A 22,945-nucleotide genomic window follows, 5' to 3' on the forward strand; every position below is an offset into this window, starting at 1 on the left:
TGATTTAGTCAATTGAAAGCGGCGCACTTTGCACACACCAACTTTCAGCGAAACTAAATCAAAAAAAACCAACATCACAGTCGAATTTCTTTTCGACTTATGTTGCAGCGACAACAATGTCGTGCCACAAACAGCCAATCAATTGTTACATCACGCCAACAACCCAAGCAATCGTGCTTGGGCAACTGCGTGAGTTCTGCGCTCAACGCCCAACTTACCGTGAATGCGTCGAGCATGCGTTTTCACCGTATGTAACGAGATGAATAATTGCTCGGCAATCTGTTGATTCGAATTACCCAACGCAATCAACTTTAGTACTTCGACCTCGCGCTGACTAAGCGGATTATTACCTCCTGTATATGCCACGCCTTCAATGTTCGGCTCCGTCATTCCCAGTGCCGACAGCAGGTCAGGCTGGCGTAATTGAAGTTCGCGCAGCGCCTGCCGCAAACCACATCGCTCCACCAGATTTAATCCACTGCGTAAACACTCGTTGGCACTGACCAGGTCACTATTCAACCAGGCGACTTCGGCCCTGGCGAACAACAGTTCCACCTCCAGTGTCAACTGAGCGGAGCGCTTCGACTGATCAAGCAGGCGAGCGAGGATGTTCAATGGGGCCTCGCTCCGGTGCAAATAGACTTGGGCCAACACCAGCAGGTACTCAATCCGGGCAATCAGCAGCAAAGTTGCCGGAGGTGCTTGCCGCGCCTGGCCCAGATAGTGGCGCAAGACGCGACTCAGCGCCTCACAGGCGAGTTCTGGCCGGCCCTGCTGCAGCCAGAAATGGCTGCTGACTTGCAGCAGTACGCCACGATAAACGGTGTCAGGACTCTGCCGCTGCTGCATCAACCGTTCAGCATCGCGCAGATGAGCAAATGCCAAGTCATAGTCACGTTGATTGGCCGCCAATTGCGCAAGCCCCAGAAAACCGTACAGCACCCGCTTGTCGTGATTGCGCAGGCAGATCCGCAAGCCACTTTCAAACAACTCGCTCGCCTGTGCATCGCGTCCCAGGGACAGATTCAAACGGCCACGCTGCAACGCCAGTCGTCCGAGCAAAGGTTCGGCATCGCGTTGCTGCCTGGTGAACATGGCGTGAACATTGGCAAGCAAGTCCTCGGCACGTTGGAGAGCTCCACGCTGCTCCAGCAATTGCGCATGGTCCAGTTCCAGCAGTCCTTCGAAAACCAGTGAACCTTGCGCACGCGCCAGGCACAACGCTTCACGATTCATTGCCTGGGCGACTTCCAGCTCCCCACGCAGCAATGCTTGCTGGGTCAGCCCCGACAAGCACATCACACGTACAGTCCAGAGTTCGGGACCAAGGTCCTTCAGCGCATCGAGAAAATGCGCACGCGAGCCCTCCATCCGCCCCTGCAAATGCAACAGCCAACCCTGCTGGGCCTGCCACCGTGCGATCAGCTGCCGTTGCAGAATCGCCGACGGCTGCGGGACGAATCGCGACAACTGCTCGATACAGGCTCCGGCTTGCTCAAACCGCCCCGCAAACAGCGATGCCGCCGTGATCAGCCCGATCAGTTGCGGCGAGCCGAGCATCAGCTCCTCGCCTTGTTGCTCATGCAGACGCAACAACAGCACCACTGTCTGCTCCTCGAACAGATGCTCGAAACTGAAGTGCTGCAACAGGCTGACCGCCACTTCGTATTCCTCGGCGAGCAATGCCTGTTCGAAGGCTGATTTCCAGTCCTGCTCGGCGCAGAACCACTGGCAGGCCCGCCGATGCCAGGAGCGTCCGGCCGACCATTGCTCATCGCGCAGCAATTGGGTGAACGGGGTGAAAACCTGCAGCCAGTCGGTGGAGTCGCGCCAGGGTTCGATAAAACAACCCAGTGCTTGCAAGGTCCTCAGGTACTGCGCGCCCTCCCCGGCCCCAAACAGGTGATCGCACAGTCGGGCATTGAAGCGTGGCAAGTGGGCCAGCACGCGCCAGGCCTCGCTCAACTCAGGCGTCAGCGAGCTGAACAACTCGTGCTCCAGATAATCGAGCAAGGTGTCCGCCCGTCCCTGGGGAGTGTCCTGACGCGACCAGTCGCACTTCTGCAACAGTGCGATCCGCACACCGGCACACCAGCCGCCGGTGCGCTGGATGACCCGACTGGCCACCTTGTTGGCCTGATCCGGCACCCAGGGACGCAACAGCTGCTCCACTTCACCTGAAGTAAAAGCCAGCGAAGCGCTCTCGCACTCGTACAATTCATCATCAAGCAACAGCCGTGGCCAGTTGCATTGCGGCCGGCGGCGAGTGCCGAGCCACCAGGTCAGCATCGGGCTGCCGATCGCCAACATGCGATCCAGCAACGAGTCCAGCTCCGGGTTCGGCAGACGGCAGTAGTCATCGAGGAACAGCCAGGTCGGCGCCTGCAATCGCGCCAGATTGCTCAGCAATTCGGTTTCACCCGACGAGGCCAACCCCAGCGCCTCAGCCAGACGATGACGAAAATCAGCCGCGCTCGACACCCCGCCAGACAAGGGCAGCCAATGCACCCGGCACCGGGATGGCGCCCGCAACAGGCACTCGGCGAGCAGCGCACTCTTGCCGCTGCCGGCGGGGGCGCAGAGTAATTTCACCCGGGCCGTTGAGGTCAGTAGCGGCTCGGTCAAGCGAGCCCGCGACAGGTGATGAGAGGACAGGCGGGGCAGGAATCCAGAACGGTCCAGACACGGGGTCATGGCGGTCATTGCAGCGTGCCTTTTTATAATTGTCCGACAACCCTAACCCTCTCCAACCCGCTTGTTGAGAGGTATTCAGCGCGCTGATTGGCGCCCATAAAAAAGGCGACCCACCGGTCGCCTTTTGTGATGCCAATGTATCAAAACCCTTACCGAACGCCCTCGGCGCGCAGAGCCGACGGTGTGTAGTCGGCAGCCTTGGCGTCAAAGCCAAATATGAAACTGTGCTTTTCTTCGTTCTTCATTCCCAGGGCAATGTATCGGCCAGCGATGATGTCGTAGAGCGCCTCGAGGGTGTAGGCCGGAGTCTGGTGATCGTAGTAGTACTGGGCGTGACCTTCGGCCACTCGCCACAGTTGGCCGCGACCGTCGTAGTGGTCCACCAGCGCCACTTGCCAGCTGTCTTCGTCGAGGTACATGTGGCGCTTGGCGTAGATGTGCCGCTCACTCGGCTTGACCGTGCCGACCACTTCCCAGACCCGGTGCAACTCGTAGCGGGTCAGGTCCTGGTTGATGTGCCCGGCTTTCACCACGTCATCGTACTTGAGGCTCGGCGAATCGAGTTTGTAGCTGTTATAGGGAATGTACATTTCCTTTTTGCCGATCAGTTTCCAGTCGTAGCGATCTGGCGCACCGGAGAACATATCGAAGTTATCCGAAGTCCGCAGGCCGTCAGCGGCGGTGCCTGGTCCGTCGTAGGCCACTTGCGGTGCACGGCGCACTCGACGTTGACCGGCGTTGTAGATCCACGCCAGTCGCGGCTCTTTCACCTGGTCGAGGGTTTCATGCACCAGCAATACGTTACCCGCCAGCCGCGCCGGCGCGGTTACCGACTGTTTGAAGAAGGTCAGCACATTGGCGGCTTTGTCCGGGTCCAGGTCCTTCATCAGTTGCGGTACGGCGATCTCTTCCTCGAAGCGAATCGGCGTGTAGCTGCCGTTGGTCTGCGGGGTCACCTGGGTGATGATCCGTCGCAGATTACCGCCGTGGTAACGGGTGATGTGGTTCCACAGCACTTCGACGCCATTCTTCGGAATCGGGAACGCGTAATAGCGATTGCCGGTGAAATTGGCCAGGCCGTTACCGTCGTTGATGCTGGTTACGTTCAGCGCGCTGCGCTTGGCCGACTCGTAGATTTCCGGCGGCACGGCCACGGTGCGATGGGTTGGGTAGACCGGAATCTTGTAGGTTTCCGGGTAGCGCTTGAACATCGCCACCTGACCGTCCGAAAGCTTGTCCTTGTACTTGTCGACCGTTGCGGCGGTGATGGTGAACAGCGGCTTTTCACTGGCGAACGGGTCAGCCAGGAAGCCTTTGCTGTCGACCGCGCCAGCGTTTTTCGGGATGCCACCGGTCCAGGCCGGGATCGAGCCATCGGCGTTGCCGGCCTTCTCGGCGCCCAGCGGCGTGAGGGTGGTGCCGAGCTTATTGGCCTCTTCCGGCGAGACCGCAGCCATCACGTTGACGGCCAACAGACTCAGTGCCAGAGCGCCGCATTGCAGAATCATCTTGCGCATTAACATCATCCTTCTCAGCCAGATCAGAAGTTCACGCCGAAGCTCAGCGCCAGGAAGTCGCGGTCGGTCAGGGTGTTGTAATTCCCGCCGAAAAAGTCGGTGTAACTCAAGCTTGCGGTATAGGTGTTGCGGTAGTCGGCATCGACACCGACGCTGATCGCCTTGGCGCCTTCGTTGAACAGCCCGTTGGGGCCGTAGCCGGCGACGTCATGGGACCAGGACAGGTTGGGTTTGAGGTTGATCCCGCCAATCACGTTGGCGTAATCGAGGATCGCCCGGGCGCGATAGCCCCAGGAGGTCGAGGTGACGAAGCCGTCGGTATCGCCACCGAAACCGTACTGGCCGTAGACCGAATCACGGCCGTAACGCAGCTTGCTCCGCGGCTCCAGACCACCGACATGGACCATCGCCGCTTCACCGACCAGGGTCAGCCGTTGGGCGCCCAGCACTTGATCGAAGAAGTGCGTCAGGGTGCTTTGCACCTGGGTCACTTCCTTGCGGCGGTAACCGGTATTGTCGGCGCCAGGCCGGGTCGCAACAGGCGATGCCGCGCCGCCGGCGATCGGGTTGAGCAACGCCAGGGTCAGGTCGTTGGTGTTGACCTGAACCGGAGCGTTAGGCCGGTAGCTGATTTCGCCGGTCCAGGCAGTGCCGGTGGGCAACGTGGTGGAAAAACTCGCACCGTACAGGCGAATGTCTTCCGGGTATTCGAGGTAGTACTGGCCGCGCCCGAGCATTACGCTTTGCGCCAGGCCCGAACCGCTGCCCGGGGACAGACGGTTGGCAGTGCTGACCATACCCGGCAGGCTGGCCAATGTGGACAGCCCGGCGGTGGTGGTGCCGACGGTCGGTGTGCGACTGTGGTAGTTCATGAAGTAGAGGCCGTATTCGGTGTCGTCACCGAGCCAGCGCAAAGCCGCGCCCCACTGCCCCGAATCCCGTGCATCGCGGTCACCGCCACGGGGCACGATCACGCCCTCACGGGTGACCTGGATAGGTTGGCCAAAGGCTGCCGCCACTGGTGCAAGCGGTGCAATCGCCGGGCTGCCGACGGTGTAGTTGTTGTTGCAACCGTCCGCCACCACGTCGTTACCGAAGAAGGTGCCGCAGTTGTCTACGACGGTCTGGTCCCACTCCAGTTGGTAGAAACCTTCCACCGTGAGTTGATCGGTCAAGCCCTGGGAAGCGAACAACATGTTGACCGGAATCAGGCCTTCCTTGATCTCAGCGCCGGGACGCCGGAACGCCGAAACGTCGACCGGGTTGATGCTGTTGATCGAGTTACCGATGAAGGTGCTTTCACCCCAGCTGACCACCTGTTTACCGGCACGCACGGTGCCCGGCAGATCGGCGATGGAATAGTTGTGATAAACGAAGGCATCGAGAAGCTCCGCCCCGGAAGACTTGGCGCCTTCCTTGCGACCGCTGTCGCTGATCTGCTTGAACTCGCGGTCTTCGTCTTTGAGCTCGAAGTCGTACCAGTACTTGCCACGGACGAACACGCCCGTGTCGCCGTACTTCAATTCGAGGTCGTGGATGCCCTTGAAGATCTTGGAGAAGGTTTCGCCTTTCTTGAAGTTCAGGCGTCCGTCATCACCGGTCGAAGACTGGCCTGTCCCGCCATTGACGGTACCCACCAGCGACTTGTCGGCATCGCGCATGCCCCAGCTCGCGCCGACGGACAACGAGGAATCGAACTGCCCCTCGATTTCGCCGATGTTGAATGAAACAGCCTGCGCCTGGGCACAGCAGCCCAAGGCCACCGCAGCGGCCAGCGCTTGCGGTTTGAAGATGGCGCGCATTGTTGTTTTTGTCATGCGTCTTCCCCGGTGAGTGACAGAAGACCCCACCCTACTGCCGCTCGCCGGGAGCGATAAGCGCACCAAGGAGGTATTCGCGATGTACCTCCAAAGGATGAAGGCCCGCATGGGGCGGGGTTTTGCGCGGGGTATGGATGGGCTGGATGGAGGGTTATCAGTGCAGTGCATGGGACATGGTTGAAGTTGGATGTGTAACAGCTGGCGCAGCTAGCGGCAGCTGTTACAAAAGGTCAGCCGAAGACTGTTGCCAAGACTGTAACAGTGCATGTCAGAAATCGCTATTTTTCCTTTGTGATCAATACCTTATTCTTGCCTGGCTTTCACGGAAAACGGCCCGAAAGCACAAAGAACGGGGATGATAGACCACCCCGTTGGCGACAGAATCCAGATGATTTGAAGCGTATTTTTTCGACTCATCGCCCTGTGTTCACTGACGTTGATTTGTAGCTCCTGGATCCACGTCTTACTTTGGCCGCTGCGTTTGCAGCGGCCTTTTTTATGGGCGAAAGGTTTTCAGGCAGGGAGTAGTCGGGAGGGGATGACGGGGCTCAGGCAAGCCCCGCCAGATGTCGCGCAATCAGCGTCAGAGGGAATACTTCTGCAAGTTCTCCATCATTTCCTTCAGCGCCTCAATGTTGTCCTTCGGATGCGCCGCGCCTTCGAAATCGCAGATCTGCTGCCAATGCGCCGCCACATCCTCCGGCGAGAAACCGACCCGCGGATCGAACCCGGCGCCCAGGCTGCGCTCCCAGCGCACCTTGCCCATCCAGCCGCCACCGACCTCGAACAGCCCCGACGTTTCCTGGCATTGCTCGCTGGCCAGGTACACCACCAATGGGCTGACCAGTTCCGGTTTGAGTTGCTCGAATACTTGCGGCGGGATCAGGCCTTCGGTCATGCGGGTGCCACCCGTGGGGGCGATGGCATTGACCAGGATATTGTTCTTGCGGCCCTCGATAGCCAGTGTGCGGGTCAGGCCGTAGAGGCCGAGTTTGGCCATGCCATAGTTTGACTGCCCGAAGTTGCCATAGATGCCCGAGGTCGACGCGGTGAAGATCACGCGGCCATAGTTTTGCTCACGCATGTGTGGCCAGGCGGCGCGAGTGACCTTGTAGGCGCCTTCGACGTGAACGCGGTAAACCAGGTCCCAATCGCTGTCGTCCATTTTGTGAAAGGTCTTGTCGCGCAGGATGCCGGCGTTGTTCACCACGACATCGATATGACCGAACGTATCAAGGGCATGCTGGACGATTTTGTCTCCGTCGGTGACAGAGTCATGATTAGCCTCGGCGATGCCACCCGCTTCACGAATTTCCGCCACCACCCGATCAGCCGCCGATGCATTGGCGCCTTCACCCTGAGCCGAGCCGCCGAGATCATTGACCAGCACTCTGGCACCCTGTTCGGCGAACAGCAATGCATGCGCTCGCCCCAAGCCGCCGCCTGCACCGGTGACAATCACGACTTTATCTTCGAAGCGCACAGACTCATTCATGGGGAACTCCAGCAGGCCAGGGACTATTAGTGCGAGTGTCGGGCACGGGGCTGCCGGTCACAATGAACACGGGGGCGGCTGAATGGTGCGCGATAAGGCAGCGGGATAGTCAGGAACACGCCAACTTGAGCGGCGGTGAAATCAACTGATCGCGAAATTCCAGATAGTGCTTGAGCACCTGCGCCGGCGCTTCGATCTGTGGGTAATGGCCGATCTCGGACAGCAGGACAGTGTCCGGGGTGGGAATCAGTTGCCGATAGCGCGCCACCATGTGCGCACCGGAAACCGGATCGACCTCACCATCGATAACGCGCAGCGGCACCTCGCCGCGCTGCATGGCGCTGACCCAACGCTCACGCTGGACCCGCCGCTGCGGGATATAACCGATCAATTTATGCATGATCCGCTGCCCGTGATTGCTATCGACCAGGCTCCAGAAATCATCCAGCTCACTTTCGGTGGGCCGGGTCTGCGGACCGAAAACCTGCTTGAAACTCTTCACCAGAGCGTCACGGGTAAAAGCTAGCCCGATCATCCAGCCCAAGGGGCTTAGCAGGAGTTTTTGCATCAACACCGGGCGATGGGTTTCGGGAAACAACCCGCCATTGAGGAACACGCAACTGGCGATATGAGCGCGTGCTTCGTAGTGCCGGGCCAAGAGCTCCTGGGCCACGCTGTCGCCATAATCGTGTGCCAACACGTGAACGGGTTGCTCGACGTTCAAGTGCGCCAATAACGCTTGTTGCAGATCGGCCTGCTCCAGCAGGCTGTAGTTGTGGTTCACCGGTTTGGCCGAATCGCCGAAGCCAAGCATGTCGCAGGCAATCACCCGATAGCGCTGCGCCAGCGGCTGCCACAGGTAATGCCAGTCCCAACTGGCGGTCGGGAAGCCATGGATCAACAACAGCGGCTCGCCCTGCCCCGCAGCCCAATAGCGGATGGTCTGACCGCGGAAGACGAACGTCTGGCCGCGCTTACGCCAGACACACAGAGGAATTTCGGCGAGTGCCATTTAGAGTTTATAACCCGGGTCTTGTTTATCGAGTTTGCGCAGCAGCGCCGGCCAGGCCAGCGCGCCACCCATCCCTTGAGCACTTTTGGTGACGCCGGCGATCATCGCCTTGGCGCCCGCCAGAATCTGCGGTTCGATGGCGATCAGCTCTGCGCCACCGTTCTGCGCCAGCACCTGAATCTCGCAGGCGCGCTGAAAGGTAAACATCATCAGGAACGTGTCGGCGATGGTGCCGCCACAGGTCAGCAGACCGTGGTTGTGCAGCATCAGAAAGTTGTTTTCACCCAGGTCGGCTTGCAGCCGCGCCTTCTCTTCATGGTTCAGTGCCACGCCTTCGTAGGCGTGATAAGCCAGGCTGGACAGCACGAACAATGACTGCTGACTGATCGGCAAAATGCCCTGTTTCTGCGCCGATACCGCCACCCCCGCCGCCGTGTGGGTATGCAGCACACACACGACGTCATGCCGGACTTCATGCACCGCGCTGTGGATGGTGTAACCCGCCGGGTTGATCTCGTAGGGGCTGTCCATCAATTTGTTGCCGGCCTGATCGACCTTGACCAGGCTCGACGCGGTGATTTCATGGAACATCATCCCGAACGGGTTGATCAGGAAGTCTTCAGTGCCTGGCACCTTGGCTGAAATGTGCGTGAAGATCAGATCGTCCCAGCCGTGGAGGGCGACCAGACGATAACAGGCCGCCAGGTCGACGCGGGTCTGCCACTCGGCGGCACTGACTTTATCCTGGAGACTGTGTGGCGACTGGATGGGGGTTACGCTCACGGCAAGGATCTCTTTTTATTGTTCTGGGTTCTTAATGTTCACTGACGTTACAGCAGTCTAGTCAGCCCCCGGAGATCGGCTAGTTGCATTGGCAGCCAGCTTGGTGGCCGAGCGAGTCAGTGCGTGGGGGAGCCTGGATCCATGTCAGAACACTGCCGCCAATAAAAGCCGGTCAGCCCCGCAGAGCGCTGACCAGGTCCGCCAGCCAAGGCTCGGCGTCGGTTTCCGGCGTTACCGTTTCACTGGCGTCCAGACGCAACATCGGCAGCACTTCATGCACGCCCAGTTCGCCGAACAATTCACGCATTTGCTCACCGCCACCGCAGAACGTATCGCCGTAACTCGAGTCGCCCAACCCGATAACGGCACCCGGCAAGCCACGCCAGGCGGCGGGCAATTGATCGCGGATCATCGAATACAATGGTTGCAGGTTGTCCGGCAACTCACCCATGCCGGTGGTCGAAGTCACCGCCAGAAATGCTTCTGGGCCAAAGGCCTGAACATCGGCAAGTGTCGCGCGCGGGTTGTGCCAGGTTTCGAAACCGGCGGCGTTCAATAGACTTGCGGCGTGGCGGGCGACTTCTTCAGCCGTGCCGTACACCGAGCCGGAAAGGATGGCGACTTTCATCAATCTGATCCTGAAGCTGAGTAAAAGGCCAAGATATTAACAGCACAGCCCTCATTGATCTTTTAGAATGCAGCGTACCCATCAATACGCAAAGGACTCTGCGATGATCAATGCCTCACTGTTGCAAATGGTGATCGACGCGTCCAACGACGGCATCGTGATTGCCGAAAAGGAAGGCGAACAAGACAACATCCTGATTTACGTAAACCCGGCGTTCGAACGCCTGACGGGCTATACCAGTGAAGAAATCCTCTATCAGGATTGCCGTTTTTTGCAGGCAGGAGACCGGGATCAGCCCGCCCTCGCATTGATTCGCCAGGCGTTGGGCAATGGCGGTTCCTGCCGGGAAATTCTCAGGAATTACCGCAAGGACGGCACCCCGTTCTGGAACGAACTGTCGCTTTCCACGGTAAAAAACCCGCACGACGGACAAACCTATTTTGTCGGTGTGCAGAAAGACGTCACGGTTCAGGTCAGGGCACAGCAGCGAGTTGCACAGCTGGAAGCGCAATTGGCCGAGGTACAGGCAGAACTTGCTGATCTAAAGTCGACGAACGGATCAAACCAATCTGCGAATTAGTGGTCATTTACTACAATCACCGATGACTTTGTAATTATTTCTTTCGAGCAAATCATGCAGCGCGACGCACTCCTGACCCAGGATGAGCTGGACTTTATCCAGACCATGCAACACAACCCGCAACTCAATGTGCGGGATGCGACGTCGAGTTTGCTGGTCAATGGCGGCTCGCAGATCCGTGATTTGCTCACACGCCTGGCCGCTCATGAGCAAGTCACCATCCAGGCCACTTTCGAAAATCAGCAAATGACCTTCCCGCTGCACCTGGTGGAAGATGAGTTTCACGCAATGCATCTACGCCTCGGTGTCCCCAGCATTTATGAAGACGGGCCAATGATTCGGCCATGGCGCCTGGCGCTCGAAGAGCCAGTGGCGCTGGAAAATGCCAAGGGGCAACCCGGCACGATGTGGGTGCACGAAATATCGTTCAAAGGGGTTTTGCTGGAAGTTCGCAACAAGACCAAAGCGCCAAAGCACTTCGCGCTGTGGTTCAGCCCGTCAGGCTATGAGCGGATTGCGTTGCGCGGCACCCTGGAGCGTGAGACCGAGCAAGGTTTCTACGCCTACGAGCTGAGCCAGAGTGACAAGGACGAAACCGAGCGTCTGCGTCAGTACATCCTTCAGCAACATCGCCTGACCCATCCTGCTTTGCATATTTGAATCTCAGGTATCCAGGTTTCCCGCCAGGAACTGTTTCAGACGCTGGCGCATCACCCCTCCCTCGTTTCCAAGGCAACCCACCGACGACCCGGCCAGACTTTCTTGCGCCAGGTCGGACGCATCCCCGGCCAGAAACAGCTGACAATCCAGGCCCATGGCCAGACGGTTCAAACGTCGAGGCAGTTCGGCAGCCGGCGCGTGATTGGAAATCAGCACCAGCGCCCTTGGCTTGATCTTCTCACAGACCAGGATCAACTCATCAAAGGGCTGCCCGATCGCCAACAACTGAATAGCCGAATCGACGCTGCTCAGATACAGCGCCGTGACCAATACTTCGAGCTCACGACATTGGTCGGCCAAGGCGCAGACAATCACTCGTCGCGGCTGCATGACACGCACCAGCAGCAGGCGTTGCAATACTCGAGACCGCAGAAAGCCATCCAGAAAAAGCCACTCGCTGGTCTGACCGAACGCATCTTGGCGTTGTAGCAATAGCTTCCAGATCGGAATCAGGATGTCCTGAAACACAACTGTCAGCGGATAACTGGAAAAGATCTGACCGTAGACGTGTTCCAGCTGAACTTCGTCAAAAACACTCACTGCCGCCTTGACCTGCTGCTGCCATTGGCTGTAGTCGGCTTGAACGAGCTCGTCGGGAATGATCCGCTCCAGCACCGGGAGCGGTTCGGTCTTGGCCAGTATCTTGCCAACCTTGCTTACCGCGACACCGCGCTCGATCCAGCCGAGGATGCTGCGGACACGCTCGATATCGGTCATCGAATACAAGCGGTGCCCGCTTTCGGTGCGGGTGGGCTGTATCAGCCCGTAGCGTCGCTCCCAGGCTCGGAGCGTGACCGGGTTGACCCCTGTCATCCGCGCGACCTCACGAATCGGGAACAGCTCTTCTCGAATCAGGGAGGTAATGGGGGGCAAGCCAGGCGCAATGTCGGTCAGCACAGGGATTTTGGATCCATATTAATATTTTGATACATTTTTACTCTCATACCCCAGTGATATTCAACACGTCGTTGAACTAATTGGAACGAAAGTTCCAGACACAATCAGGAATAATCCTTGCTTGTCCCAAGACGCAGCCCACTACCCCGGCGCTGTGCCTGGCGAAACTCCTATCCGGAGCGACGCGTTTGCCTTACGGAGATACACAATGTCTACTTCACCCGTCACGCTGATGGTTGCGCGTCGTGTCGCCGATGGGCGTTATCAGGACCTGATGGCCTGGTTGCGCGAAGGCGAGCAACTGGCCACCGACTTCCCCGGCTATCTCGGTTCTGGCGTGCTCGCTCCGCCGCCCGAGGATGACGAATTCCAGATTATTTTCCGCTTCGCCGACGAGCAGACCCTGCACGCCTGGGAGCATTCCGCGTCGCGTACCGCTTGGCTGGGACGCGGCAGCAATCTGTTTGCCCATCCTTCGGAGCATCGGGTCAGTGGCATCGATGGCTGGTTCGGTGCGGTAGGGCAACGCCCGCCACGCTGGAAGCAGGCCGTGGCGATCTGGCTGGCGTTCTTTCCGGTGTCCCTGCTGTTCAACTTTGTGCTGGGACCGTTATTGGCTGAAACGGGATTGCTGGCCCGGGTGTTCGTCAGCACCCTGTGCCTGACACCACTGATGGTTTATTTCTTCATTCCATTGTCGACCCATCTGTTGGCCGGCTGGCTGAACACCGCACCGCAACAACCGTTGCCCGCAACGCCTACTACCCAAAATCAGTAACTCTTGCAGGAGCGTAGGTGCACGACTCCCGTCGCTGGTATAGTTTTGCTCTAACCGCGACGCGAGCCGTTCATGACCTCTTCCGCAGCCCCCATCCTCATCACCGGTGCCGGCCAGCGTGTCGGCCTGCACTGTGCGCAGCGTTTGCTCGAAGACGGCCATCCGGTCATTTTCAGCTACCGCAGCGAACGCCCCGGCGTAAAGACCCTGCGCGATCTGGGAGCAACAGCGGTGTTCGCGGACTTTTCCAGCGAGGCCGGGATTCTCGCGTTCATCGGTGAATTGAAGAACCACACCGACAGCCTGCGGGCGATAGTCCACAACGCCTCCGAATGGCTGGCCGAAAACCCGGGCGCCGAAGCCGATGCCTTCACCCGCATGTTCAGCGTGCACATGCTGGCGCCCTACCTGATCAACCTGCACTGTGCCGATTTACTCAGACGCTCAAGCCCCGCCGACATCGTGCACATCAGCGATGACGTGACCCGCAAGGGCAGCAGCAAGCACATCGGCTACTGCGCCAGCAAAGCCGGGCTCGACAGCCTGACCCTGTCCTTTGCCGCCAAGTACGCGCCAGACATCAAGGTCAACGGTATCGCGCCAGCCCTGCTACTGTTCAATCCCGACGACGACGCGGCGTACCGCGCCAGGGTCCTGGCCAAATCCGCACTGGGCATCGAGCCCGGCAGCGAAGTGATCTACCAGAGCCTGCGCTATTTGTTCGACAACCCTTATGTCACCGGCACGACCCTGACCGTCAATGGCGGACGGCACGTCAAATAAGCCGCCCCCGCGAGGATGTCCCCATGACGTTATCCCTGCCCCACAGCACCCTGTCCCAGAGCTATCGCGAGATCCTTATCGGCCTGGGTGAAAACCCCGACCGCGAAGGGCTGCAAGACACCCCGTTGCGCGCCGCCAAGGCCATGCAATACCTGTGTCACGGTTACGAACAGAGCGTCGAAGAGATCGTCAACGGCGCACTGTTCGCCTCCGACAACGATGAAATGATCATTGTCGACAACATCGAGTTGTACTCGCTGTGTGAACATCACATGTTGCCCTTCATCGGCAAGGCGCATGTGGCTTATATTCCAACGGGCAAGGTGCTGGGCCTGTCGAAGATTGCACGGCTTGTGGATATGTTCGCCCGCCGCCTGCAAATCCAGGAGAACCTCACCCGGCAAATCGCCGAGGCCGTGCAGCAAGTGACCGATGCCGCCGGTGTCGCGGTGGTCATCGAAGCCCAGCACATGTGCATGATGATGCGCGGCGTCGAGAAACAGAATTCGACCATGAACACCTCGGTGATGCTCGGTGCCTTCCGCGAGTCGAGCAACACCCGCCAGGAGTTCCTGCAATTGATTGGACGGAGCAAGTAGCAATGCCACAACTTCAACCAGGAATGGCACGCATCCGGGTCAAGGACCTGTGTTTGCGAACTTTCATCGGGATCAACGAGGACGAAATCCTCAACAAGCAGGATGTGCTGATCAACCTGACCATCCTGTATGCCGCCCAGGACGCCGTGCGTGACAACGACATCGATCACGCGCTGAACTACCGCACCATCACCAAGGCGATCATTGCCCACGTGGAAGGCAATCGCTTTGCCCTGCTCGAGCGCCTGACCCAGGAGCTGCTGGACCTGATCATGGCCAACGAGTCGGTGCTGTATGCCGAAGTCGAAGTCGACAAGCCCCACGCCCTGCGCTTCGCCGAGTCGGTGTCGATTACCCTGGCCGCCAGCCGCTGACCGCGTCTGGCGTATCGCTCGCCAGGCTTTTATCATCCGCGCCACGATTTGATTGCACAGAGCCCATCATGAACGATCAACAACGCCTGGAACTTGAAGCCGCCGCCTTTCGCCGGCTGGTTGCCCACCTGGACAGCCGCAAGGACGTGCAGAACATCGACCTGATGAACCTCTCGGGTTTCTGCCGCAACTGCCTGTCCAAGTGGTACAAGGCCGCCGCCGACGAACGCCAGATCGACGTCAGCCTCGATGAAGCCCGCGAAGTGGTTTACGGCATGCCGTATGCCGAGTGGAAAGCCCAATACCAGAAAGAAGCCAGCGCCGACCAACAAGCGGCGTTCGCCAAAGGAAAACCCAATGAGTGATTTGAACACCCTGCGCGCCAGCCTCAAGAGTGGCGAACACGTTTTCGCCGACACCCTGGCGTTCATTGCCGCCGGTTATGACTACCAGCCCCAGGCTTTCAACAACGGTGGCGTGGAAAACGCAGCCGGGCAGAACGAAGGCTCGTGCAAGACCCTGGGCCTGGCGCTGCTGGAAAGTCTGAGCGATGAAGAAGCGCTGTTGGCGTTTGGCGAGCATTATCGTTCGGTGGTAGCCACGCCCGAAGGCAGCGACCACGGCAATATCCGGGCGCTGATTGCCCATGGCTTGGCGGGTGTGAAGTTCGCTCAGCAGCCACTGACTCGTCGCTAAACCTGTGGCGAGGGAGCTTGCTCCCTCGCCTCAGATTATGCGTCGCCATCGATCGGTATCAGGGCACATCCCGACTTTTAAGATTGACCCGGCAACTTTATTTCGTTTGCCGGACACCTCTGCTCGCGGCTTAGATAAAAAGAAGCATCCCTTCTTCAGAGTCAGCCATCCATGCGCAGCGAAACCATCAGTCAGTCGATTTCCATTGTTCACCCCATCAGTCTCAGCCACGGCAAAAATGCCGAAGTCTGGGACACCGATGGCAAGCGCTACATCGACTTTGTCGGGGGAATCGGCGTACTGAACCTCGGCCATTGCCATCCACGCATCGTCGAGGCCATTCGTGAACAAGCCACCCGCCTGACCCACTACGCGTTCAACGCGGCTCCCCATGTGCCTTACATCGAACTCATGGATCGCCTGGCCGCGTTTATTCCAGTGGATTACCCGGTCAGCGGCATGCTCACCAACAGCGGCGCGGAAGCGGCGGAAAACGCCCTGAAGATCGTCCGCGGCGCCACCGGCCGCACCGCGATCATTGCCTTTGACGGCGCCTTCCACGGCCGCACGCTGGCCACTCTCAACCTCAACGGCAAGGTCGCGCCTTACAAGCAGAAAGTCGGCGTGCTGCCGGGGCCGGTGTACCACCTGCCCTTCCCCAGCAAAGACAATGACGTGACCTGCGCCGAGGCCCTGAAGGCGATGGATCGGCTGTTCAGCGTCGAGATCGACGTGAATGACGTGGCCTGTTTTATCGTCGAACCGGTACAGGGCGAAGGCGGGTTTCTGGCGATGGATGTGGAATTCGCCCAAGCGCTGCGGCGTTTCTGTGATGACAAAGGCATTTTGCTGATTGCCGATGAAATCCAGTCCGGCTTCGGCCGCACCGGCCAGCGGTTTGCGTTTTCGCGACTGGGCATTGAGCCGGACCTGATCCTGCTGGGTAAAAGCATTGCCGGTGGCGTGCCGCTGGGTGCGGTTGTCGGGCGCAAGTCGCTAGTCGACAACTTGCCCAAGGGCGGATTGGGCGGCACCTACTCAGGCAATCCCATCGCCTGCGCCGCCGCGCTGGCGACCCTGGACGAAATGAGTGATGCACATCTGCATGCCTGGGGCACGCAGCAGGAAGAAGCGATTGTCAGCCGCTACGAAGCCTGGCGGGCACGCGGACTGTCACCGTATCTGGGCCGTTTGACCGGCGTGGGTGCGATGCGCGGCATCGAACTGATCAATGCCGACGGCACACCGGCTTCGGCGCAATTGACACAACTGCTGGCGCTGGCCCGAGACTCGGGCTTGCTGCTGATGCCCAGCGGCAAGTCGCGCCACATCATTCGGCTGCTCGCGCCATTGACCACTGAGGCCGCCGTGCTGGAAGAAGGGCTGGATATTCTTGAGGCGTGCCTGGCGAAATTGTCCTGAGGCAGAATCGTCTGCCCACAAAAAACCGGCCAAGGCCGGTTTTTTTGTTTTCTACGGAATCAGAACGAAACGTTCTGCAGGCCGTCGAGGTAACGCTCTGTGTCCAGTGCCGCCATGCAGCCGGCGCCGGCCGAGGTGATGGCTTGACGATAAACGTGGTCGGCCACGTCACCGGCAGCAAAGATACCTTCGACGCTGGTGGCAGTGGCGTTGCCGTCACGGCCGCCCTGTACAACCAGGTAGCCGTCTTTCAACGTCAGCTGACCTTCGAACAACGACGTGTTCGGGGTGTGGCCAATGGCGATGAACACGCCGTCGACTTTGATTTCGTCGAAGCTGCCATCGTTGTTCTTCAGGCGAGCACCGGTCACGCCCATGTTGTCGCCCAACACTTCGTCCAGGGTCGCGTTCAGCTTCAGGATGATCTTGCCTTCGGCAACCCGGGCATTGAGCTTGTCGATCAGGATCTTCTCGGCGCGGAACGTTTCGCGACGGTGAATCAGGGTCACGGTGCTGGCGATGTTGGCCAGGTACAGCGCTTCTTCGACAGCGGTATTACCGCCACCGACCACAGCCACTGGCTTGTTGCGATAGAAGAAACCGTCACAGGTCGCGCAGGCCGAAACGCCTTTGCCCATGAACGTTTCTTCCGACGGCAGGCCCAGGTAACGAGCGCTGGCACCGGTAGCGATGATCAGGGCGTCGCAGGTGTAAGTCGCGCTGTCGCCAATCAGGGTGTACGGCTTGGCAGCGAAGTCCACGGCATTGATGTGATCAAACACGATCTCGGTTTCAAAGCGCTCGGCGTGCTCTTTCATCCGTTCCATCAGCGCCGGGCCGGTCAGGCCGTGGACGTCGCCCGGCCAGTTGTCGACTTCGGTGGTGGTGGTCAGTTGACCGCCGGCTTGCATGCCGGTGATCAGCAGTGGCTTGAGGTTGGCACGGGCCGCATAGACAGCGGCGCTGTAACCGGCAGGGCCGGAACCGAGAATAATCACTCGCGAATGACGAACTTCAGACATGACCTGCTCCTGTTGACCGGCCCGAAACACTGGGCGCGGAACGCCGGATTGCCGGCGGGAATAAAAAAGGACCGCTGAAAGCACTTGGGGAAGGCTTGGGCTCGACAGTCCTGTAAAAGAATGGGTGCAGCGTATCGAGGGGGCGAAGATTAAGGAAATACGGTTTAACAATCCAGCTCATAGGCGGTCTCTATTCCGTTGCAGTGAATGTATAGACGCCTTTGTTACAGTTAATGTCGATGCCGCTACCGCGCTTTCGCACCTCAGGCAAAGCCGGTAAGGTCGGCGCGTTTCCCTCTTGTTCGGAGCACGTTATGCCCGCCCCCGTTCTGTCCGGCCCGCAATACCTGCGCGAAGGCCTCAATCTGGTCCTGAGCCCAAGTCTGCGTCTGTTCGTGTTGCTGCCGCTGGCGATCAACCTGGTGCTGTTCGTCGGATTGATCTATCTGGCCGGTCATCAGTTCAGCCTATGGGTCGATACGCTGATGCCGTCCCTGCCCGATTGGCTGAGCTTCCTCAGCTATATCCTCTGGCCGATATTCGTGGTGTTGGTGGTGTTGATGGTGTTCTTCACCTTCACAATGCTCGCCAACGTTATTGCCGCACCGTTCAACGGCTTCCTCGCGGAGAAAGTCGAAGTGGTGGTGCGCGGCACCGACGATTTCCCGACCTTCAGCTGGGGCGAACTGATCGCCATGATCCCCCGTACCCTGACCCGGGAAATGCGCAAGCTCGGCTACTTCCTGCCAAGGGCCATCGGGCTGTTCATCCTCTCCTTCATCCCGGTGGTGAACATCATTGCCGCACCGCTGTGGCTGCTGTTCGGGGTGTGGATGATGGCGATCCAATACATCGACTACCCGGCGGACAACCACAAGCTGGGCTGGAACGAGATGCTCGCCTGGCTGCGCAAGAAGCGCTGGCAGAGCATGAGTTTTGGTGGGATCGTTTATCTGGTGCTGCTGATTCCGGTGGTGAACATTTTGATGATGCCGGCGGCCGTGGCTGGTGCGACGCTGTTCTGGGTGCGTGAGCGTGGCGCGGAGAATCTGGTGGCGGAACGCAGTTAATCGCGTCATATATCCATCATCCCACCGTCACAATGACGACATGGCCTCAGCCGACACTGAGGTCATGACGACAGCTCTGCATATCACTCTGATCACCGAAACCTTCCCCCCGGAAATCAACGGCGTGGCCAATACTCTTGGCCGCTTGTTCGACGGTTTGCGCGCGCGCGGGCATCAGGTCGAGTTGGTGCGGCCACGTCAGGGCGGCGACCCGCTGACGGGCAGCAATGATGAGTTGCTGCTGTGTCGAGGCTGGCCGCTGCCGGGTTATCCCGGCCTGCAATGGGGCCAGTCGTCGATGCACAAGCTGCTGCGGCGCTGGAAGCGCCATCGCCCGGACGTGTTGTACATCGCCACCGAAGGACCGCTGGGGTTGTCGGCGTTACGCGCGGCACGGCGTTTGGGGATTTCGGTGGTCAGCGGCTTTCATACCAATTTTCAGCAGTATTCCAGCCAGTATGGGCTCGGGTTGCTGACGCGCTTGCTGACCCACTACCTGCGCTGGTTTCACAATCGCTCGACCCTGACCCTGGTGCCCAGCGCCAGCCAGCGACTGGAGCTGGAGCGGCGCAGTTTCGAGCGTCTGGCGTTACTCTCTCGAGGCGTCGACAGCCAGTTGTTTCATCCGGTCAAACGACTGAAACCGCTGCGTGAGCAATGGGGACTGGCCGAGGATGACATCGCCTTCATCCACGTAGGACGCCTGGCCCAGGAGAAGAATCTTGGCCTGCTCAAGCGCAGTTTCGACGCGCTGAAAACCACTTATCCACAGCGCAACATGAAATTGATTGTGGTCGGTGACGGTCCGCAACGATCGGCGCTGGAAAAGGAATTGCCCGAGGCGATTTTTTGCGGCTCACAACGCGGCGAAGCGCTGGCCAGTCACTATGCCTCGGGGGATGTGTTTCTGTTTCCGAGCCTGACCGAAACCTTCGGCAATGTGGTACTTGAGGCATTGGCCTCAGGGCTGGGGGTGGTGGCGTACGATCAGGCTGCGGCGGCTCAGCATATTCGCCATGGCTACAACGGCGTATTGGCCATGCCCGGGGATGAACAGGCGTTCTGCGATGCGGCACGTTGGCTGCTGGAGGAGCGCGAAACCTTGCGCTGCATGCGGCTCAATGCCCGCCAGCATGCAAGCCGTCAGGGCTGGGCGGCGATTATCGATCAGTTCGAGGGGCAGTTGCGGGGGGCTTGCTCGCAGGAACAAGTTCTATCCGATGCAGCGTTGTTGCCTTAAAAGCTTCGCGGGCAAGCCTCGCCCCTGTAGGAGCGAGGCTTGCCCGCGAAGCGGCCTTTCCTGACGCCGCTTAAACCAGCGTCATTAACGCATCACGGCTGAATGGCAGAATGTCCTGCTCACGACCGTCACGCACTTTCTGCGCCCAGTCCGGGTCCACCAACAACGCACGCCCCACCGCCACCAGGTCGAACTCATCGTTATTCAAACGTTCCAGCAGTTTTTCCAGGCTGGCCGGCTGTGCGATCTTGTCGGTGTTGACCATGAATTGCAGGAACTCGCCATCCAGGCCGACGCTGCCAACGGTGATGGTCGGCTTGCCGGTGAGCTTGCGGGTCCAGCCGGCCAGGTTCAGTTCGGAACCGTCGAACTCCGGCTCCCAGAAACGGCGTGTCGAGCAGTGGAAAATATCCACGCCGGCGTCGGACAACGGCTTGAGAAATTCGCCCAACGCCTCTGACGTCTGCACCAGACGCGCGGTGTAGTCCTGCTGCTTCCACTGGGAAAAACGGAAGATGATCGGGAATCCCTCGCCGACTGCTGCACGCACCGCCTGAATCAATTCGATGGCGAAACGCGAACGGTTGGCCAGGCTGCCACCGTATTCGTCGGTGCGCTGGTTGCTGCCTTCCCAGAAGAACTGGTCCACCAGATAACCATGGGCACCGTGGATTTCCACGCCGTCCATGCCGATGCTCTGGGCGTCTTTGGCGGCTTGGGCGAACGCCGCGATCACCTCCTGGATATCCTGCTGGGTCATGCCGTGAACCACGACCTGTCCGTCTTTCAGTTTTTCCGACGGACCGTAACCCGGCACGCTGGCATCCGGCTCGGTGCCGATACGGCGCACGCTGCCCACATGCCACAGTTGCGGAACGATCTTGCCGCCTTCGGCATGCACTGCATCGACGACTTTTTTCCAGCCGGCCAGTGCGTCTTCACCGTAGAAGTGCGGCACGTTCGGGTAACCGTTGGAGGCCTTGTGACCGACCGTGGTGCCTTCGGTGATGATCAGGCCAACTCCGGCGGCAGCGCGGCGACGGTAGTATTCAATCACTTTGGAGTTGGGCACGCCGCCCGGCGAAAACGAGCGGGTCATCGGTGCCATGACGACGCGGGTCGGCAGTTCGAGAGCGCCGAGGTGAAAAGGCTTGAACAGGGCTTTGACAGGCATTGGACGCTCCACGGGACATAGGCTTTATGACGGCGATAATATGGAGGGTGCCCTGCCTTGAACAGCACTATTGATTTGAGTGATTAAGGATTAGAAACGAAAAGATCGCAGCCTTCGGCAGCTTCTACAGAGGAATGTGAATACCTGTAGCTGCCGAAGGCTGCGATCTTTTGATCTTGATCTGCGCTTTTAACTCAGAGCTTTTTCAATCGCCTGGATAACAGAAGGATCATCCGGCGCCGTACGCGGCGAGAACCGCGCCAATACGCGACCGTCCTTGCCCAACAGGAATTTTTCGAAGTTCCAGGTGATGTCGCCCGGAAACTCCGCACCCTCGCCCGCCAGCAGGCGGTACAGCTGATGACGTTCGTGACCGTTGACTTCCAGCTTGCTGGACAACGGAAAGGTCACGCCATAGTTGAGGCTGCAGAACGCCTGGATCTCCTGCTCTGTGCCCGGTTCCTGCCCGGCAAACTGGTTGCACGGCAAGCCCAGCACGCTGAAACCCTTGCCCTTGTATTGCTGGTAGAGGTTTTCCAGAGCAGCGTACTGTGGGGTCAAGCCACATTTGGAGGCGACGTTGACCACCAGCACGACGTGCCCTTTGAAGGGCGCCAGAGGTAACTCCTGGCCATCCAAAGCTTTCAATGTAAGGTCGTGAAAAGCACTCATGACGGACTCCAAATTTCCCGTGTTCTTCTCGAAACAGCCACTTGGTCATGTCGCCAAGGACAGCCGCGGACTAAAAAGGCGCCCTCGGGCGCCTCTCCAGTTCTCGAAAGCTTAGCGCAGAAAATCAGTGGTGATGGCCACCTTCGCCATGGACGTGACCATGAGCGATTTCTTCCTGGCTGGCATCACGGATGGCAACGATCTTGACCTGGAAATTCAGGCGCTGACCGGCCAGCGGGTGGTTGCCGTCGACGGTGACATCGTCGCCGTCCAGATCGCGAATGGTGACGATCTGCATCTGGCCGTCCGGAGCGGAAGCGTGGAACTGCATGCCCACTTCCAGTTCATCGACGCCTTCGAACATGCTGCGGCTCAGGGTGCTGACCAGTTCAGCAGCGTATTCGCCGTAGGCATCTTCAGGTTCTACGGAGACTTTCAGTTCATCACCGACTGCTTTGCCTTCCAGCGCCTTTTCCAGGCCCGGAATGATGTTACCTGCGCCTTGCAGGTAGACCAGCGGCGCGCCGCCGGCGGAGCTGTCGATGACCTCACCAGCGTCGTTGGTCAGGGTATAGTCGATGGAGACAGCCTTATTGGCGGCGATCAGCATGGGGCGAGACCTTTTGCATAAGAAAGATGAATGTCCAAGTTTAGCGAAGCAATCGCCCGAAAGCGAACACAACCCAGACAAACGGGGTGCAATGAAAGCCTCGACCATTACAGGTTTCCATCAGGACGAGGACGGGCACTGGGTGGCCGAGCTGTCCTGCGGCCATACCCAACACCTGCGGCACCAGCCGCCATGGCAATCCCGGGCCTGGGTGCTGGACCCTGCGCTGCGCAATGAAAAAATAGGCCAGCCCTTTGATTGCGGTTGGTGCGCACAAGGCTCGGTTAGCGATAACCTTGACCACTGAATATCGGTAGAACGCCAGCCATAGGCGTTCACCATTGCCATGCACCCTTAGA

24 protein-coding genes are annotated in these 22,945 nt (G+C 59.1%); 12 read left to right on the forward strand and 12 right to left on the reverse strand.

Annotated elements, in window-relative coordinates; translation table 11 throughout:
- Positions 1 to 150: 150 nt before the first annotated feature.
- The 7 genes from PGR6_RS23810 to PGR6_RS23840 all read right to left on the reverse strand — a co-directional run bounded on the left by PGR6_RS23810 (position 151) and on the right by PGR6_RS23840 (position 9,949).
- A complete protein-coding gene (locus PGR6_RS23810) occupies positions 151 to 2,703 on the reverse strand; it encodes a LuxR C-terminal-related transcriptional regulator (protein ID WP_064620243.1) in 2,553 nt (850 codons plus the stop codon).
- Positions 2,704 to 2,843: 140 nt separating this feature from the next.
- A complete protein-coding gene (locus PGR6_RS23815; protein ID WP_064620247.1) occupies positions 2,844 to 4,211 on the reverse strand; it encodes a DUF1329 domain-containing protein in 1,368 nt (455 codons plus the stop codon).
- A 23-nt stretch (positions 4,212 to 4,234) separates the two neighbouring features.
- Positions 4,235 to 6,028: a DUF1302 domain-containing protein gene (locus PGR6_RS23820; protein WP_064620250.1), complete on the reverse strand. Its 1,794-nt coding sequence runs from the start codon at positions 6,026 to 6,028 to the stop codon at positions 4,235 to 4,237.
- Positions 6,029 to 6,614: 586 nt separating this feature from the next.
- On the reverse strand, positions 6,615 to 7,526 hold the full coding sequence (locus PGR6_RS23825) for an SDR family oxidoreductase (protein ID WP_064620253.1): 912 nt from the start codon (positions 7,524 to 7,526) through the stop codon (positions 6,615 to 6,617).
- A 109-nt stretch (positions 7,527 to 7,635) separates the two neighbouring features.
- Positions 7,636 to 8,538 carry an alpha/beta fold hydrolase gene (locus PGR6_RS23830; protein WP_064620256.1) on the reverse strand — a complete coding sequence of 301 codons (903 nt, stop codon included), beginning with the start codon at positions 8,536 to 8,538 and terminating at the stop codon, positions 7,636 to 7,638.
- On the reverse strand, positions 8,539 to 9,321 hold the full coding sequence (locus PGR6_RS23835) for a class II aldolase/adducin family protein (RefSeq protein ID WP_018927170.1): 783 nt from the start codon (positions 9,319 to 9,321) through the stop codon (positions 8,539 to 8,541).
- 172 nt (positions 9,322 to 9,493) lie between these two features.
- Positions 9,494 to 9,949: a flavodoxin gene (locus tag PGR6_RS23840; RefSeq protein ID WP_064620259.1), complete on the reverse strand. Its 456-nt coding sequence runs from the start codon at positions 9,947 to 9,949 to the stop codon at positions 9,494 to 9,496.
- Positions 9,950 to 10,052: 103 nt separating this feature from the next.
- On the opposite strand from PGR6_RS23840, the gene PGR6_RS23845 reads away from it, so the two are divergent.
- Both PGR6_RS23845 and PGR6_RS23850 read left to right on the forward strand, forming a co-directional pair.
- On the forward strand, positions 10,053 to 10,529 hold the full coding sequence (locus tag PGR6_RS23845; protein WP_018927172.1) for a PAS domain-containing protein: 477 nt from the start codon (positions 10,053 to 10,055) through the stop codon (positions 10,527 to 10,529).
- 54 nt (positions 10,530 to 10,583) lie between these two features.
- The gene (locus tag PGR6_RS23850) at positions 10,584 to 11,189 is read left to right on the forward strand and encodes a hypothetical protein (RefSeq protein ID WP_018927173.1); all 606 of its coding nucleotides are present in this window, start codon (positions 10,584 to 10,586) and stop codon (positions 11,187 to 11,189) included.
- 3 nt (positions 11,190 to 11,192) lie between these two features.
- On the opposite strand, the gene PGR6_RS23855 is transcribed toward PGR6_RS23850, so the two are convergent.
- A complete protein-coding gene (locus PGR6_RS23855) occupies positions 11,193 to 12,152 on the reverse strand; it encodes a MerR family transcriptional regulator (RefSeq protein WP_064620262.1) in 960 nt (319 codons plus the stop codon).
- Positions 12,153 to 12,354: 202 nt separating this feature from the next.
- Between PGR6_RS23855 and PGR6_RS23860 the strand changes: the two genes are divergently transcribed.
- From PGR6_RS23860 to PGR6_RS23890, 7 genes are all read left to right on the forward strand, one after another.
- A complete protein-coding gene (locus PGR6_RS23860; RefSeq protein ID WP_019647675.1) occupies positions 12,355 to 12,924 on the forward strand; it encodes an antibiotic biosynthesis monooxygenase in 570 nt (189 codons plus the stop codon).
- Positions 12,925 to 12,996: 72 nt separating this feature from the next.
- Complete coding sequence (gene folM / locus PGR6_RS23865) at positions 12,997 to 13,707, forward strand: dihydromonapterin reductase (protein ID WP_064620264.1); 711 nt, start codon at positions 12,997 to 12,999, stop codon at positions 13,705 to 13,707.
- Positions 13,708 to 13,730: 23 nt separating this feature from the next.
- Positions 13,731 to 14,306: a GTP cyclohydrolase I FolE gene (gene folE / locus PGR6_RS23870; protein WP_064620268.1), complete on the forward strand. Its 576-nt coding sequence runs from the start codon at positions 13,731 to 13,733 to the stop codon at positions 14,304 to 14,306.
- Between the two features lie 2 nt (positions 14,307 to 14,308).
- Positions 14,309 to 14,680 carry a dihydroneopterin triphosphate 2'-epimerase gene (gene folX / locus PGR6_RS23875; RefSeq protein WP_007942179.1) on the forward strand — a complete coding sequence of 124 codons (372 nt, stop codon included), beginning with the start codon at positions 14,309 to 14,311 and terminating at the stop codon, positions 14,678 to 14,680.
- 68 nt (positions 14,681 to 14,748) lie between these two features.
- Positions 14,749 to 15,045, forward strand: a complete 297-nt coding sequence (locus tag PGR6_RS23880; protein WP_018927179.1) for a DUF1244 domain-containing protein — start codon at positions 14,749 to 14,751, stop codon at positions 15,043 to 15,045.
- Entirely contained in the window at positions 15,038 to 15,376 is a 339-nt protein-coding gene (locus tag PGR6_RS23885; RefSeq protein WP_064620271.1) for a HopJ type III effector protein, read from the forward strand. The genes PGR6_RS23880 and PGR6_RS23885 overlap by 8 nt, the downstream gene beginning before the upstream one ends.
- Before the next feature lie 171 nt (positions 15,377 to 15,547).
- On the forward strand, positions 15,548 to 16,798 hold the full coding sequence (locus PGR6_RS23890) for a 2-aminoadipate transaminase (protein WP_018927181.1): 1,251 nt from the start codon (positions 15,548 to 15,550) through the stop codon (positions 16,796 to 16,798).
- A gap of 59 nt (positions 16,799 to 16,857) precedes the next feature.
- Here the strand turns inward: PGR6_RS23890 and trxB are convergent, their stop codons facing one another.
- On the reverse strand, positions 16,858 to 17,820 hold the full coding sequence (trxB, locus tag PGR6_RS23895; RefSeq protein ID WP_018927182.1) for a thioredoxin-disulfide reductase: 963 nt from the start codon (positions 17,818 to 17,820) through the stop codon (positions 16,858 to 16,860).
- Positions 17,821 to 18,134: 314 nt separating this feature from the next.
- Between trxB and cysZ the strand changes: the two genes are divergently transcribed.
- Positions 18,135 to 18,890: a sulfate transporter CysZ gene (gene cysZ / locus PGR6_RS23900; RefSeq protein ID WP_018927183.1), complete on the forward strand. Its 756-nt coding sequence runs from the start codon at positions 18,135 to 18,137 to the stop codon at positions 18,888 to 18,890.
- Between the two features lie 40 nt (positions 18,891 to 18,930).
- Complete coding sequence (locus PGR6_RS23905) at positions 18,931 to 20,130, forward strand: glycosyltransferase family 4 protein (protein ID WP_064620274.1); 1,200 nt, start codon at positions 18,931 to 18,933, stop codon at positions 20,128 to 20,130.
- A gap of 70 nt (positions 20,131 to 20,200) precedes the next feature.
- On the opposite strand, the gene PGR6_RS23910 is transcribed toward PGR6_RS23905, so the two are convergent.
- The 3 genes from PGR6_RS23910 to PGR6_RS23920 form a co-directional block, all read right to left on the reverse strand.
- Entirely contained in the window at positions 20,201 to 21,304 is a 1,104-nt protein-coding gene (locus tag PGR6_RS23910) for an NADH:flavin oxidoreductase (protein ID WP_064620276.1), read from the reverse strand.
- A gap of 189 nt (positions 21,305 to 21,493) precedes the next feature.
- On the reverse strand, positions 21,494 to 21,976 hold the full coding sequence (locus PGR6_RS23915; protein WP_064620279.1) for a glutathione peroxidase: 483 nt from the start codon (positions 21,974 to 21,976) through the stop codon (positions 21,494 to 21,496).
- Between the two features lie 124 nt (positions 21,977 to 22,100).
- Positions 22,101 to 22,586 (reverse strand): FKBP-type peptidyl-prolyl cis-trans isomerase, encoded by a 486-nt coding sequence (locus PGR6_RS23920; RefSeq protein ID WP_064620281.1) that lies wholly within the window; start codon positions 22,584 to 22,586, stop codon positions 22,101 to 22,103.
- Here PGR6_RS23920 and PGR6_RS23925 point away from each other — a divergent pair.
- Entirely contained in the window at positions 22,555 to 22,893 is a 339-nt protein-coding gene (locus tag PGR6_RS23925) for a DUF3565 domain-containing protein (RefSeq protein WP_064621356.1), read from the forward strand. The two genes, PGR6_RS23920 and PGR6_RS23925, sit on opposite strands and share 32 nt — an antisense overlap.
- Positions 22,894 to 22,945 lie beyond the last annotated feature (52 nt).

The organism is Pseudomonas sp. GR 6-02, from assembly GCF_001655615.1.
Lineage (GTDB): Bacteria > Pseudomonadota > Gammaproteobacteria > Pseudomonadales > Pseudomonadaceae > Aquipseudomonas.